The sequence below is a fragment of the Borreliella americana genome (assembly GCF_032595795.2).
Classification (GTDB): Bacteria; Spirochaetota; Spirochaetia; order Borreliales; family Borreliaceae; genus Borreliella; species Borreliella americana.
The window spans coordinates 565,826-578,422 of record NZ_CP132449.1 but is presented as its reverse complement, the minus strand read 5'-3'; the positions used below and the strand labels follow the sequence as shown (position 1 = coordinate 578,422).

Below are 12,597 nucleotides of genomic sequence, written 5' to 3'. Positions count from 1 at the left end.
CTTAAATCTAAAATCCAACTAAATTAAGTCCCAAATCAAAGCTATCAACATCCTCAATATCGACTAAAAACCCACCATATATTAATGAACTTAAAACCTCGTCGGATGGATACTCAATTTTTACAAACAAATTTCTATTCTTAGCATATTTATTAGATGCATACAAAATTTGTATAAAGGTAATATCTATTTTTTCAACATTTGAAAGATCAATAGTAAGAGTATCCCCTTCTTTCATTTTTTTAAAAATATGCAACAAATCTTCTTTTACCTTAAAAATACTATTTATTACAAGCTCTCCTTCCGGCCTATAAATCATGACTAAAAACTCCTATTGCTGCTGATACTCAGGATCATATATTGTTGTATTTCTAAATTTAGAAAGCTCCCTAACATCAAATAAATTTTCTACATTTAAAATAATAATAAACTTATCATTACTTTTACCAATTCCTGAAATAAATTTTGAATTAAACCCTGATCCAATCTTGGGAGCATCATCAATACTAAATGGATCTAATTCAAGAACTTCATTGACATAATCTACTAAAATTCCAAGATTAAATTCATCTCCCTCGTAAACTAAATTTAATATAATAATATTTGAAATGTTAACTCCCTTATTTCTCTTTTTCTCATCCTCATCAACAGCACGATCTCTCATTCCAAATTGTTTTCGAATATCAATTATTGGAACGATTTTACCCCTATTATTTATTATTCCTGCCATGTAATTGGGAGTTCTTGGGATTTTTGATATCTTAGTATATTCTAAAACCTCAACAACATATTTAATCTCAATAGCATAAAGTTCGTCCAAACTAAATAAAAGATACTGGCTTAAAGAATCTTGCAAATCTGAATCTATGCCCATAAACGCCCCTTTAAATGTAATTTAAATCACAAATAGAATGCTAATATCAAAATTAATATTACCTCATATATTCATAAATACAAATTAGAAGTTAATAAAATTTAATTTCCCAAAAACAATAAAAAATATAATTTTAGAAGAATTCTATCTTATAATTTAAGGTAGAAAGTTGTGGTTTATTTAAATTAAATTTCAGATAAAAAAGTTAACAATGCAAAGTAAAAACAAACTAATCAGATTATTAATAATTATTACTACATTATTTTTCAATGTTGAAAATATTTTCACAAACGAAAAATCTAAAAACAATATAACTGATCAAAACAGTATACCTGCTCCAAAAATAGAAAGCTTAAAAACAAAAACTGAAATAAAATTTGGTTTTATTCTGCCTTACCCTACTGCAATAGAATTCAGCATTAATAACTTTGACATTGGGGTAGGAGTAACAATATTGAGTGCCTCAGAATTTTTTCCAAAATCACCAATAGCATTGCTATTTAAAACATATTGTGATTATATATTTTTAAATTCAAGAATTAAAGATTCAAATTTTTTCTTTTTCTTGGGATCTGGCCTATTTTTTGAAATAGGCAAAATTACAAGCCCATCAAATTCAATAAATGTTTCTTCTGGGATTACCTATAAAATCGGAGTAGGTCTGCCCTTAGGAATAATATATGAAGCTTATTATGACATTATTGAAATAATAATAAAAACAACACCATCAATTTTTATTGGACAAATGCCTAACGGAAATTTAATTTTTCCAATAAAAGGTAACTTTTCTATTGGAATAAAAGGCTCTCTTAAGATATAGTTTTCACTTTTTAGATAAAAAAAATTATTGAACTAAAATTCTTCTAAAGGCTAGAATGTTATGTTTAGGAGATAATAAAGCGATGAGAACAAAAATAATTATTATGTCAATCATTATTTTATTGGCCCCAATCTCAGGATTTTCAAATTCAAATGAATCTGCAAGAGGTAAATTTGGAGTAGGAATTATACTTCCATTACCAATTGCTCTACAGATTAATATAGGAAACTTTGATCTTGACATTGGTCTTTACAGCGGAGTAAATAATTTATTTTCAGACTGGAAAACATTGTTTATAGCATTGGACTATATTTTCTATATATATACATTCCCAGGAGCTGCTAATATTTTGGATTTTTCAGTTGGCGCAGGGGGATATGGGACAATATGGTTTTCAAGATTTGAAGGCAACAGGTCAGGCTCAGGGCCAATGAGCATCGGAGCAAGATTGCCTTTAGCTTTAAATATTGAAGTATTTAGAAAGAAATTCGACATATTTTTACGAATAGCTCCGGGACTTGGAATGAACATTTGGAGTAATGGAATTGGATTTAGGTGGGAAGTATTCGCAGGATTAGGAATGAGATTCTGGTTTACTTAATAATAAAATTTTTTAAATTTTTTAAAAAAGAACAATTGTTGAAAATCAAACCGAGCTCCCAAAACTTAAACATAAGATTTAAGAGGTAAGGTCTTGTTTTTATTTTTTTAAAATTCAAAAATAAAATAATAAGACAAAATTTGGGAGACAACGGTGAAAAAAATTTTTATGTTATTTATCATGATTGCAAACATATCTACAAATGGTTTTGCAAAAGATTCGTATTTAAATAGAGGAATTGGCTTTGGAGCAAGTGTTGGAAATCCAATTATTAACTTAATAATGTCACTTCCTTTTATTGATTTTGAAATAGGCTATGGTGGTAGTAATGGAATAAATTTATCAGGCCCCAAACTTGAATCAAAATTTTATGATTTTAATTTATTAGCAATAGCAGCACTTGATTTCATTTTTACAATATCTTTGATAAAAAATTTAAATTTAGGAACTGGAATAGGAGGGAATATAAGCATATCGTCTCACACATCTAAATTAATAAATGTAGAATTAGGATTTGGAATAAGAATTCCATTGGTTATTTTTTATGACATTACAGAAAATTTAGAAATAGGCATGAAAATAGCACCTTCAATAGAATTCATCTCAAATACAAGATCTCTTGCACAACACAGAACCTATTCAGGCATAAAATCAAACTTTGCTGGAGGAATATTTGCTAAGTACTATATCTTTTAGTGCTAATTCATTCTAACTTATTAAATTTATTGCCAAGCACTATGAAAAAATTCACCTCGTTTTGAGTCTAATCTTTCAAAAGAATGAGCACCAAAAAAATCTCTTTGTGCTTGAATTAGATTAGAGGGTAAATAATTAGTAGAATAAGAATCTAAAAACGAAAGGCTAGCATAAAATGCAGGCAAAGGAATCCCAATTTCACTAGCCTTTGAAATTATTCTTCTTAAAGATTTGTGATTATTTTTTAGCAAATCTAAAAAATAATCATCAAAAAGCAAATTAATAAGATGAGGATTCTTATCATAAGCCAATTTAATTTTATCTAAAAAACTGCTACGAATAATACAGCCTTCTCTCCAAACCAAAGAAATTTTACCTAAATTTAAATCCCAACCATAATTCACAGACGCAGTCTTAAGCATCATAAAACCTTGAGCATAAGCTACTATTTTTGAAACTAAAAGAGCATAATAAAGATCTAAAATCCAATCACTAAGCTCAAACTCAAAAGAAGAAGTATCCATCTTAAGCAAATCGCTAGCAATAATTCTTTCGTGTTTTAACCCCGACATAAATCTTGAAAAAACGGATTCAACAATTAAATTTACAGGCATACCAAATTCAAGAGCATCAATAGATGTCCAAACACCAGTGCCTTTTTGATTTGCAATATCTAAAATCTTATCAACTAAATATTCATTATTTTCTTTGTATCTAAGAATCTTAGAAGTTATTTCTAGTAAATACCCCGAAAGATCGCCTTCATTCCATTTTTCAAAAACTTCAGAAATTTTCAAATTATCTAAATTGAAAGCTTTTTTCATGAAAAAATAAACCTCGCTGATAAGCTGCATATCAGCGTATTCCACCCCATTATGTATCATTTTAACATAGTGCCCAGAACCGTTCTCTCCAATATAAGCCGAACAAATATCATTGTTTTTAGTTTTAGCTGCAATTTTATTTAACATGGGCTCAAGAATTTCATAAGCTGATTTACTTCCTCCATACATTAGCGCAGGACCAAATCTTGCTCCTCTCTCTCCTCCAGAAATTCCAAGTCCTACAAAATAAATGTCCTTGGCAAACAATTCTTTTTCCAATCTCATTGTGCTCTTATAATGAGAATTTCCACCATCAATAATTATGTCTGATTTATTCATAAAGGGCAAAATTTGCTCAATAACCTTTTCTATAGCGGAGCTTGTCACCATTAAGATGACTTTTTTTGGAGCTTTCAAGCTTTTGACAAAAGATTCAATATCTTTAAAACCATTTATCTTTTTATGAGAATTTTGTTTAACAAAAATTTCAGTTTTTTCATTATCTCTATTGTAAACAGAAACATTAAAACCGTTATCAGCAATATTTAGAGCTAAATTACTACCCATAACACCAAGTCCATAAATTCCTACATCCATTGCATTCTCCTTGATTCTAATTTTCTATTTTAAACAAATTGCTTTATTTATTATTTTTAGATTATGTTATATTATAAAAAAAGTAAAGATTAAATTAAAAAGGAAAAGTTACATGAAAAAACAATTTGATACAGAAGTAAATGATTTGCTTTATTTAATCATACACTCTCTTTACTCCCACAAAGAAATATTTTTAAGAGAATTGATATCAAATGCGTCTGACGCCATTGATAAACTCAAGTTTTTAAGCTTGACAAACGAAAAATTCAAAAACATTGCTCTAGAACCAAAAATAGAAATATCATTCGATGATAAAAGCATCCTAATTAAAGATAATGGAATCGGAATGGATGAACAAGATTTAACTAATCATCTTGGTGTAATTGCAAAATCAGGAACTAAAGAATTTATTAACAATTTAAAACAAGATGAAAAAAAATCTGCAAGCCTAATTGGCCAGTTTGGAGTTGGATTTTACAGTGCATTCATAGTATCAGAAAAAGTAGAAGTTACATCAAAAAAAGCACTAGAAAGTGATGCTTATATTTGGTCTAGCGACGGTAAAACAGGATATGAAATAGAAAAAGCAAAAAAAGAAGATACAGGTACAGAAATAAAGCTATATCTTAATAAAGAAGGCCTTGAATATGCCAATAAATGGAAAATTCAAGAAATTATCAAAAAATATTCAAATCACATAAATTATCCCATTTATATTAAATACAGCGAACCTATAATGAAGGATGGAAAACAAGAGGGAACAGAAGAAAAAGAAGAAAAATTAAATGAAACTACTGCTCTTTGGACAAAAAATAAAAGCGAAATTAAAGAAGAAGAATATAATGAATTTTATAAAAATACAACCTTTGATTATGAAAATCCATTAATGCATATTCATACAAAAGCCGAAGGCAATTTAGAATATACAAATTTATTTTATGTCCCAAGTAAAGCTCCCTATGATCTATATTACCCAAACACTAAACCCGGGGTAAAGCTATTTATAAATAGAATATTTATTACAGATTCTGAAGGCAGCTTGCTTCCAAACTATCTAAGATTCATAAAAGGAATTATAGACTGCCAAGATTTACCGCTCAATGTAAGTAGAGAAATTTTACAGCAAAATAAAATTTTGTCTAAAATAAAGTCATCTTCTGTAAAAAAAATACTAAGTGAGCTTGAAAAGCTAAGCAAAAAAAATCCTGAAAAATTTTCAGAGTTTTCTAAAGAATTTGGAAGATGCATTAAAGAAGGTGTGTATTCTGACTTTGAAAACAGAGAAAAGCTTATCTCATTAATAAGATTTAAATCCTCAAGCGTGGATGGGTTTGTATCTTTTAAAGAGTATAAGGAAAGAATGAATGAAGGCCAAAAAAGCATTTACTATATAACAGGCGGTAAAGAAAATATATTAAAAGAAAACCCAATAGTAGCTGCTTATAAAGAAAAAGGATTTGAAATCCTAATCATGGACGATGAACTTGATGAGGCTATATTAAATCTAATTCCAGAATACGAAGGATTAAAACTAAAAGCAATAAATAAAAACGAAACTAGTAATGAATTAAAAGATGAAAATTTCAAAAAAATTGAAGAAGAATTCAAAGATATCCTTACCAAAGTAAAAGAAATCCTTAAGGATCATATAAAAGAAGTCAATCTATCAGCAACATTGATAAAAGAGCCTTCAGCAATAATAATTGATAGCAATGATCCAACTTACCAAATGCAAAAAATTATGCTGTCAATGGGTCAAGAAGTAAAAGAAATTAAACCAATACTTGAATTAAATCCTAATAATAAAATAGTCCAAAATTTAAAAAATCTAGAGCCTGAAAAATTAGAAAAAATAAGCATTCTCCTTTTTGAAGAAGCTATGTTAACTTCAGGAATGCCAAGCAAAAATCCAGGAAAATTCATAAATATAATAAACGAATTTATAGAAAAAGACTTCTTATAATTAAAAGCAAAAAGATAATTAAAAGTAAAAAGAGAGAGCTTAAAACTCTCTCTTTTTACTTTTTAACTCGCAATACCAAATCTTTGCCTGCTGTAACAGGCTTTGTTTGAGATATTTTATGCCTAATTTCTTCTGTTAAAACAGTCGAGGATAACAAAATATATTCAGAATCATTTTCAAGCCTTCCAAAAGAATATTCTATGCTTGAAACTTCATCAGAATTTGCAATAACAACCGGAGTAATAACAGATTCTGAATGCTCTTTTAAATATTCAAGATCAAGTCTAATAATAACTTCGCCTTGTTTAACATTAATGCCCTCCTCAGCAACTCTTGTAAAACCCTTACCATTTAAATTAAGAGTATTAATTCCAAAATGGACAAAAATTTCAACGCCCTCTTTAGTTTCAAGGCTAAAGGCATGATTGGTTTTAAAAATTTTACCTATTTTCCCATCACAAGGCGCTAACAATTCATTACTTGTTGGAAGAATTGCAATTCCATCGCCAACTATTTTTTCAGCAAAAGCTTCATCGGGAACCTTATCAATTGACATAACTTTTCCACTAATCGGAGCAATCAAATCCAATGTAGCGGTTTTTTTAAAAAAATCTAAAAACCCCATAACTAATCTCCTATAAATTTATCAAAATAACTTAAAGTTTCTTGCTCGGAATCACTATTTAAAACCTTATTTGCCAATTCTTCCAATTCCATTATTGTATGCTTTTTAAGCAAATATTTAATTCTAAGCGTAGCACTAGGAATCATGCTCAAAGACCTAAACCCAAGGCCCACAAGAAGCAACGCTCCAGCATCATCTCCTCCAAGCTCACCACAAACAGACACATCAATTCCAGAACTAACCCCATCATCAAAAACCTTTTTGATTAATTTCAACACAGCGGGATTATACTTGTCATATAAATTTGATATTTTTTGATTACCACGATCAACAGCTAAAACATATTGGGTTAAATCGTTAGTCCCTATGCTAAAAAATTTCAATTTATTGGCAAGTTTAGAGGCAATTAAAGCCGCAGAAGGAACTTCTATCATGCAACCCACTTCCAAATTTTCATCAAAAGGCAATCCTCTAGACTTTAAGTTGATTTTTGCATTATTCACAAAATATTCTATTGTTTCAATCTCTTCATATCTGGTAAGCATAGGAACCATTACCCTTATCTTCCCATAATGACTGGCTCTAAAAATAGCATTAAACTGCGCTTGGATTAATTCCTCATATTCCTTATACATCCTAAGCGCTCGAAAGCCCAAAAAGGGATTTTCCTCTTTCTTAAAATTAAGATAAGGAATTTCTTTATCCCCGCCAACATCAAGAGTACGAATAGTAACAACCCCTTTCTTTTCCATTGTTTCTATAACTCTCTTATAAGTTTCAAACTGCTCATCTTCTGTTGGGGGTTGTAAAGATCTCATATATAAGAACTCTGTTCTAAAAAGACCTATTCCCTCAACACCATATTTATTAACATAGGTAATATCAACAGGTGTTCCAATATTTGCCTTTAAAAACACCTTTATACCATCTTTTGTTTCAGCATCTTTATCTTTTAAAGAAAAAAGCTCTTTTTCCATTTCCACTTGACGCAAAATCTTACCTTCATAAAGATCAATCTCATCAGAAGAAGGATTTTTAATAACAATAGAAGATATTGCATCAATTACTATTTTATCACCATCCTTTAACGCATCAATATCTGACAAAGTCATAACAAGCGCTGGAAGCCCCATTGTTCTTGCTAAAATAGCAGCATGAGAAGTTTCTCCTCCAACAGCAGTTAAAAACCCTTTAACATAATTTAAGTCAAATTGCATGGTATCAGATGGGGTTAATTCTTCGGTAACAAGAATAATATCTTTATTAATCTCAGAAAAATCGGATACTTGGCCTAAAATGATAGAAATTAATCTATTTCTAATGTCCTTATAATCAGACGCTCTTTCTTTTAAATAAGGATCTTTATAATCTTCTACACTTTTAACCAAATTTTCAAACGCTAAATAAATAGAATAAGCGGCGCCATAATTTTCCTTTGTAATAAGCTCAATAACAAACTCAGAAAGTTCATCGTCTTCAACAATCAACACTTGCCCTTCAAAAATACCTTTTTTATCATCTCCAAATTGAAGCACAGCTTTTTTTTCAAGATCCTTAAGAGCTTGAATTGCTTTTGACTTGGCGTTATTGAATTTTGATATTTCACTATCAACCTGAGAAAAATCTATTTTTTCTCTACTTATAATTTTATCAAAATTTTTCCTAATACAAAGAACTTCTCCAATGCCTATCCCTTTGGATATTCTTTTGCCCGATAAAGTCATAACTTAAATCCTTCTAAAATTCATTCCTTAAAAGATTCGATAAGCTCTGCAAGCTCTGAAGCAGCAATCTCCTCATCCTCACCCTCAGCACATATCAAAAGCTTTTTACCTGATGATAATTCCAAAGTTTGAAGCCTGAACAAACTTTTCCCGCTAACAGACTTTCCATCGGATTCTATTGTTATCTCGCTAGAATACTCTTTAGCTTTTTTTACAAAAGTTGACGCAGGCCTAACATGTAAACCGTTTACAGCCTTAATAATTGCTTCTTTTTTTACCATAAGTACAGAAACCCCTCATTATGAATATTATTTTTTGATTAACTTTTTACATTATAATACATAAAAATAAATTATATATTCCCTTTATATAAGAAATATAGCATACTAAAGATAGTAATTAAACTTATTCGAACAATTAAAAATTAAAACCCATTAATATGTCTAAATAAAAATTCTTTATTAGTTTTAAATTTCTCTCTCCTATATTGAAATTTTTAGAATCTCTTATATTTCTATCTAACATTTTAAGAGAATTTTCTATCTCAGAAAATGAAAGCGGCAAAGATTTGTTTAAAAGCAAAATCTGGAAATCCTTTATGACTATCACTTTGTCATCATAAAATATCTTTAACAAAAAATCATTTATAATGTCTCTTTTTATGTTTAAAAGGATACATATAAAAATAATGTCTGCTTCTTCTAAAATGTCAAAAGACAAGGTATTGAAAAATATTTTATGATAAAAGCTTCTATTCCATAAATTCATCATTGGAAATTTAAATTTAGTAACAAGAACAGTGTTTCGATTTGCAATATACTCAGTTCTATTTAAATTATAAGCACTAAAAACATACGTTTTTTTGGTTAAAACATTTTTAAACTCAATTTGAGCATCAAGACTTAGCAATAAAGGATAAATATCAAAAACGGTGTTTTTATAATAAAACCCATTTGCAAGGTTAATACTATTTAAATATATTTTATCATTAAATTTTGAAATAAATTCATAAAACAAGCTTGGAATATTTTTCTTACCAATCTGAAGTATCTCATTGTAAGTAACACAAGGTCCCATCTCAAGAAAATTACCCCTTAAAGATACCTTATTAAATTTTTCAAAATTACCAACAACAAAAAAATTATCAATGGGAGTTTCTCTATTAAACAAATTAGGATTTTTTTTAAAATCTAGCTCATTATAAATGATATAATTATTTAAATTTTTGTTAAATAAATTAGATAGTATATTAAAACTTTCGGGGTAATAAACCTTAACATTAGCCATTTTTTCTATACAATTCTTCAGCCTTCAAATAGAGAGATAAAAAAGTATCAACATCCATACAATTGCATTTTAATGACTTTCTATAGCCTAAAATATCTGATTTGCTTACAATCTCGTTTTCCAAAAAGTAATAAAATAACAAAACATTGGATTCAAAACAATTGCTACAAAAATTAAAATCGTCTTCTAATAAAATCTTTTGCATGTGCTTATAAAAACTTTTTTTCTTAAGTCCTTCAAGGGTAACTACACTCCGACCATTTAAAATAAAAGCGGGAATTAAATCAGAATAAACAAGTTTGAAATCCAATAAAATTAAAAAAAATCTGTTGTTAACAACATACTCCAAACTATTGCTATTAGCAAAAAAAACAGAATCCAAAAGATTCCTGGTCCCCAAAGAAAGACTAATCTTTTTTGAAACACTCTCTCCATTTAAACTAAAATTAATTAGCGTCAATTTTTATACTCCAACTATTTAAAATTTCTTCAAAATCAAGGGGAGTGCTGCTTGCATTGAAATTAAATACCTGAATCAAAGCAGTTCGAATTGCAGAAACAGAAACAACAAAAACACTTCTAAAAGAAAAAATAAACTCGCCATCTTCAATAAACTCTAGACTTAAACAATCTTTAATATCACAACTTACATTAGCACGGCAAAATACATAATCAACCGCTAATCCAAATATTGTACGAATTCTCTTGTTATTTAACTTAAGCTTGGTAAATTTACCTTGCTCTACAAAAAAGCTTACATTGCTAAAAACAGTACTAAGAGAATAAAATTCAAATTTAAGCTCAACAGAACACCCAAGCACACAATCATTAACATCACTAATAGCTATTTTTTCCTTAAAAACTACAGGATATTCATTTATAAAATCTGCATCTATCAAAGAAGAAAGATTGTCCTTAATGCTTAAAATTGCTTTTTCAATTAAATAAGGATCTTTAAAAAGAAGATTATAAAAATTATCAAAATCTAATACGCTCTCGTCTATCAAAAAATTTACACTGCTATAGGTCAAGCCCAGTGTCTTGGCTAAGCTATTTTTCAAATAGTTGCTTAAATTGTTGTCAATAATGCTGTAGGGCAAAAATACATTTAATTCGTCCTTATACAAGAAAGCAACAACATACTGCTCTTCACTTAAAAAATAGGTGTTTGAACTTACATAAGCAAAACCGACTCCCTTTCGACTAGTATCAAAAATATCATAATCCTTATTAACACTTAAAACGGCAGATTTCTTTATTAAAGAATTTTTTAAATCTAGTTTTTTAAAAATTTTTAAAAAACTAATATAATCGCCTTTAATCTGCGTAAGCAAATAACCTATTGGCTCACAAGACATCGATAAAGCAATATTATAAAAATTGGAATAAATAAAATTATAAACAGAAGTCTCAAATGCCAAAAGATTGTCATAAAAAAAGACAAAATCACTTTTATTCTCAACAAAAAAAATTTCTAAAAACCCATCAAAAAACAAATTTTTAAAAATATTATTAATAAATTTAAAATAAAACTTATATAAAAAATTCAAAGGTCTATTTATTATAACTTCTAAAATAATCTTTGAAAGCTTATTATCTGCCAATAAACAATTAGAAACTGAAAAAGTTAAATTTAAATTATCTAAAATTCCAAAATGTCTTTTGTAGTAAACAATATTAACCTTTTTATTAATCTTTTTTGAAATTACAATGCCTTGTAAAATTGCATTAAAAGAAATAGGAAAAATAGAGCTAGACCAGTAATTATCAAGAGAATTGATTTTTATTTTATCTTTACTTATACCAAAATTTTCACTAATAAAAAATTTTAAAAAAGAAATGTTGTCTACATTGGCATCAATAATTAAATTTTCAGAATCAAAAAATGTTTTAACTAAAATAAAATCCTCTGAAAAACTATTGTAATCACTAAATTCATAACAAGCATTCAAAACATTGCAGGTTTCAAATTCTTTCTTTGTAAATCCAGAAGAATAACTATTACTCACATCGCCAACTCTTAGATTAAAAAGAACACTTTTTTCTGCTTTTAGCAAATAATCCAAATTATCTGAATACAAAACCAAAGGAATTTGACCTTCAAAGCTTATTTTATTATCAAAAAGCTTTAAATTAAATTCATTAGAATCAACAAAATCTCTAAACTTTAAAGTTATATTATCTTTATAGCTGATGCTAAAAATTGAATTTACATGTTCATCCACAAAACTAAAATCTTCAATAAAAGAATCTTTAACATTGCAGCAAACTGGCAAAGCCCAAAATTCATGCGCATCCACATTTGTCAAACTCGCAAACTCCACTAAACAAAAAAATTAAATTAGTAATAACCCAACATTGCATAAATAAAAAGGACTAAAAAACTAAAATATCAAAAACATCTAACCTTATAAACATATGCAAAAATCTTAAAACAACTTAATAAAAATTCACTTAAAACTAATTCGAAATCAACACTGATTTGTCAATAAAAATAGCCCTACCCCCGGTGATTTTTTATCTCTTTTGATAAATGAACAAATTATGCTAACATTATAAATTATAGATGTTTTCTAAATAAAAACA

At 28.2% G+C, this 12,597-nt stretch carries 13 protein-coding genes; 4 read left to right on the top strand and 9 right to left on the bottom strand.

Features of this window, described 5'->3' with window-relative positions; genetic code table 11:
• Positions 1-7: 7 nt before the first annotated feature.
• Together QIA00_RS02820 and QIA00_RS02815 are read right to left on the bottom strand one after the other, a co-directional pair.
• Complete coding sequence (locus QIA00_RS02820) at positions 8-319, bottom strand: STAS domain-containing protein (RefSeq protein WP_231014209.1); 312 nt, start codon at positions 317-319, stop codon at positions 8-10.
• Between the two features lie 12 nt (positions 320-331).
• On the bottom strand, positions 332-874 hold the full coding sequence (locus QIA00_RS02815) for a chemotaxis protein CheW (RefSeq protein ID WP_316257352.1): 543 nt from the start codon (positions 872-874) through the stop codon (positions 332-334).
• A 211-nt stretch (positions 875-1,085) separates the two neighbouring features.
• On the opposite strand from QIA00_RS02815, the gene QIA00_RS02810 reads away from it, so the two are divergent.
• The 3 genes from QIA00_RS02810 (at position 1,086) to QIA00_RS02800 (ending at position 2,991) form a co-directional block, all read left to right on the top strand.
• Positions 1,086-1,694 (top strand): BAPKO_0422 family outer member beta-barrel protein, encoded by a 609-nt coding sequence (locus QIA00_RS02810; protein ID WP_316257350.1) that lies wholly within the window; start codon positions 1,086-1,088, stop codon positions 1,692-1,694.
• A gap of 82 nt (positions 1,695-1,776) precedes the next feature.
• Positions 1,777-2,295, top strand: a complete 519-nt coding sequence (locus QIA00_RS02805) for a DUF3996 domain-containing protein (RefSeq protein WP_316257348.1) — start codon at positions 1,777-1,779, stop codon at positions 2,293-2,295.
• A gap of 153 nt (positions 2,296-2,448) precedes the next feature.
• Positions 2,449-2,991, top strand: a complete 543-nt coding sequence (locus QIA00_RS02800) for a DUF3996 domain-containing protein (protein ID WP_316257346.1) — start codon at positions 2,449-2,451, stop codon at positions 2,989-2,991.
• A 26-nt stretch (positions 2,992-3,017) separates the two neighbouring features.
• Here QIA00_RS02800 and gnd read toward each other — a convergent pair whose 3' ends face one another.
• Complete coding sequence (gnd, locus tag QIA00_RS02795; protein WP_316257345.1) at positions 3,018-4,412, bottom strand: decarboxylating NADP(+)-dependent phosphogluconate dehydrogenase; 1,395 nt, start codon at positions 4,410-4,412, stop codon at positions 3,018-3,020.
• Between the two features lie 112 nt (positions 4,413-4,524).
• Between gnd and htpG the strand changes: the two genes are divergently transcribed.
• Positions 4,525-6,375, top strand: a complete 1,851-nt coding sequence (htpG, locus tag QIA00_RS02790) for a molecular chaperone HtpG (protein ID WP_316257343.1) — start codon at positions 4,525-4,527, stop codon at positions 6,373-6,375.
• A gap of 55 nt (positions 6,376-6,430) precedes the next feature.
• On the opposite strand, the gene crr is transcribed toward htpG, so the two are convergent.
• From crr to QIA00_RS02760, 6 genes are all read right to left on the bottom strand, one after another.
• A complete protein-coding gene (gene crr, locus QIA00_RS02785; protein ID WP_151060193.1) occupies positions 6,431-7,000 on the bottom strand; it encodes a PTS glucose transporter subunit IIA in 570 nt (189 codons plus the stop codon).
• A gap of 2 nt (positions 7,001-7,002) precedes the next feature.
• Positions 7,003-8,724, bottom strand: coding sequence for a phosphoenolpyruvate--protein phosphotransferase (gene ptsP, locus QIA00_RS02780; RefSeq protein ID WP_316257342.1), 1,722 nt, complete (start codon positions 8,722-8,724; stop codon positions 7,003-7,005).
• A 20-nt stretch (positions 8,725-8,744) separates the two neighbouring features.
• Positions 8,745-9,005, bottom strand: coding sequence for an HPr family phosphocarrier protein (locus QIA00_RS02775; protein ID WP_002557145.1), 261 nt, complete (start codon positions 9,003-9,005; stop codon positions 8,745-8,747).
• Between the two features lie 136 nt (positions 9,006-9,141).
• Positions 9,142-10,011 carry a xanthine dehydrogenase family protein subunit M gene (locus QIA00_RS02770; RefSeq protein WP_316257341.1) on the bottom strand — a complete coding sequence of 290 codons (870 nt, stop codon included), beginning with the start codon at positions 10,009-10,011 and terminating at the stop codon, positions 9,142-9,144.
• Entirely contained in the window at positions 10,004-10,471 is a 468-nt protein-coding gene (locus tag QIA00_RS02765; RefSeq protein ID WP_316257340.1) for a hypothetical protein, read from the bottom strand. Before QIA00_RS02765 ends, QIA00_RS02770 begins: the two co-directional genes overlap by 8 nt.
• Positions 10,458-12,320, bottom strand: coding sequence for a hypothetical protein (locus QIA00_RS02760; RefSeq protein WP_316257339.1), 1,863 nt, complete (start codon positions 12,318-12,320; stop codon positions 10,458-10,460). The genes QIA00_RS02765 and QIA00_RS02760 overlap by 14 nt, the downstream gene beginning before the upstream one ends.
• Positions 12,321-12,597: the final 277 nt, after the last annotated feature.

Bases quoted from the DNA above. Each gene is read 5' to 3' on its own strand.
- QIA00_RS02820 (WP_231014209.1), bottom strand. From the start codon at position 319: ATGATTTATAGGCCGGAAGGAGAGCTTGTAATAAATAGTATTTTTAAG.
- QIA00_RS02815 (WP_316257352.1), bottom strand. From the start codon at position 874: ATGGGCATAGATTCAGATTTGCAAGATTCTTTAAGCCAGTATCTTTTA.
- QIA00_RS02810 (WP_316257350.1), top strand. From the start codon at position 1,086: ATGCAAAGTAAAAACAAACTAATCAGATTATTAATAATTATTACTACA.
- QIA00_RS02805 (WP_316257348.1), top strand. From the start codon at position 1,777: ATGAGAACAAAAATAATTATTATGTCAATCATTATTTTATTGGCCCCA.
- gnd (WP_316257345.1), bottom strand. From the start codon at position 4,412: ATGGATGTAGGAATTTATGGACTTGGTGTTATGGGTAGTAATTTAGCT.
- htpG (WP_316257343.1), top strand. From the start codon at position 4,525: ATGAAAAAACAATTTGATACAGAAGTAAATGATTTGCTTTATTTAATC.
- crr (WP_151060193.1), bottom strand. From the start codon at position 7,000: ATGGGGTTTTTAGATTTTTTTAAAAAAACCGCTACATTGGATTTGATT.
- ptsP (WP_316257342.1), bottom strand. From the start codon at position 8,724: ATGACTTTATCGGGCAAAAGAATATCCAAAGGGATAGGCATTGGAGAA.
- QIA00_RS02775 (WP_002557145.1), bottom strand. From the start codon at position 9,005: ATGGTAAAAAAAGAAGCAATTATTAAGGCTGTAAACGGTTTACATGTT.
- QIA00_RS02770 (WP_316257341.1), bottom strand. From the start codon at position 10,011: ATGGCTAATGTTAAGGTTTATTACCCCGAAAGTTTTAATATACTATCT.